Annotated in this window: 2 protein-coding genes; both read left to right on the top strand. The window is 64.2% G+C overall.

From position 1 onward, the window contains the following. The coding region (locus RMO40_RS19915) for an NADH-quinone oxidoreductase subunit M (protein WP_309725088.1) at positions 1-1055 on the top strand (1055 nt) is incomplete at its 5' end. Between the two features lie 23 nt (positions 1056-1078). Continuing rightward, positions 1079-1734 (top strand): proton-conducting transporter transmembrane domain-containing protein (locus tag RMO40_RS19910; RefSeq protein WP_309725085.1); only part of this gene is annotated, 656 nt, incomplete at its 3' end.

Here is a 1734-nt window from a genome sequence, read left to right as displayed (position 1 = left end):
CGACGCTGATCCCGATGTATCTCATCATCGGCATCTGGGGCGGCCCGCGGCGGGTCTACGCAGCGCTCAAGTTCTTCCTCTACACGCTGGCCGGCTCGCTGCTCATGCTGGTGGCCCTGGTCTACCTCTACTACAAGGCCGGCGGCTCGTTCGACATCCTCGCCTGGCACCGGGTGCCGCTCACGGCGACGGCGCAGGGGCTCCTCTTCTTCGCCTTCTTCGCCGCCTTCGCCGTCAAGGTGCCGATGTGGCCGGTGCACACGTGGCTGCCGGACGCGCACGTCGAGGCGCCGACGGGCGGCTCGGTGGTCCTCGCGGCCATCATGCTGAAGCTCGGCGCCTACGGCTTCCTGCGCTTCTCGATGCCCATCGCCCCGGACGCGAGCCGCGAGTGGGCCTGGCTCGTCATCGCGCTCTCGCTCGTCGCCGTCGTCTACATCGGCCTGGTTGCGCTGGTGCAGCAAGACATGAAGAAGCTGGTGGCTTACTCGTCGATCGCGCACATGGGCTTCGTGACACTCGGCTTCTTCATGTTCAACGAGTTGGGCATCTCGGGCGGCCTGGTGCAGATGATCTCGCACGGCTTCGTCTCGGGGGCCATGTTCCTGTGCATCGGCGTTTTGTACGACCGTGTGCATTCGCGCGAGATCTCGAGCTACGGCGGTGTGGTCAACACCATGCCCAAGTTCACCGCGTTTGCCGTTTTCTTCGCCATGGCCAACTGCGGCTTGCCGGGCACTGCCGGCTTTGTCGGTGAATGGATGGTGATCCTGGGCGCCGTGAAGGTGAACTTCTGGCTCGGCGCACTCGCATCCACCACGCTGGTGTTCGGCGCGGCCTACACACTCTGGATGGTCAAGCGCGTGTATTTCGGCGCCGTGGCCAACGAGGACGTGCGCGCGCTGCAAGACATCAACGCCCGCGAATACCTGATGCTGGCCCTGCTGGCGATTGCGGTCTTGGTGATGGGCCTGTACCCCAAGCCTTTCACCGACACCATGCACGTGAGCGTGACCGAGCTGCTCAAGCACGTGGCCGTCTCCAAGCTGAACTAAGAAGCTGAACTGAGCCCAAGAACATGAACGACATGAATTGGCTGGCCGTCTACCCCGAGCTCGTGCTGCTGGGCATGGCCTGCGTGGTGGCCATGGTCGACCTGTGGGTCACCCACCCGCGCCGCACGCCCACCTACCTGCTGACCCAGGCCACGCTGGCCGTGGTGGCGGTGATGCACTGGCTCTATTTCGACGGCGGCTTCACCCTCTACGGCATGCAGCGCATGGTCGTCACCGACCCGCTGGGCCATTTGCTGGGCGCGTTTGCCGCCATGTCGGTGATGGTCGCGCTGGCCTATGCACGCCCGTATGCCGAACACCGTGAGATGCTCAAGGGCGAGCTGTTCACGCTGAGCCTGTTCTCGCTGCTGGGCATCTCGGTGATGCTGTCGGCCAACAACTTTCTCGTCCTCTACCTCGGCCTGGAGCTGATGTCGCTGTCGCTTTACGCGCTCACCGCCATGCGTCGCGACAACCTCGAAGCGACCGAAGCGGCGATGAAGTACTTCGTGCTGGGCGCGCTGGCCAGTGGCTTCCTGCTCTATGGTTTGTCGATGATGTACGGCGCCGCCGGCTCGCTCGACATCGGCGAGGTCTTCAAGGCCATCGGACGCGGGGATATCAGCAAGCCGGTGCTGGCCTTCGGCCTCGTCTTCGTCGTCTCGGGCCTGGCCTTCAA

This window comes from Rhizobacter sp. (assembly GCF_031412075.1).
In the GTDB taxonomy this organism is placed as follows: Bacteria; Pseudomonadota; Gammaproteobacteria; order Burkholderiales; family Burkholderiaceae_C; genus Rhizobacter.
This window is presented reverse-complemented; position numbering and strand designations above follow the sequence as displayed.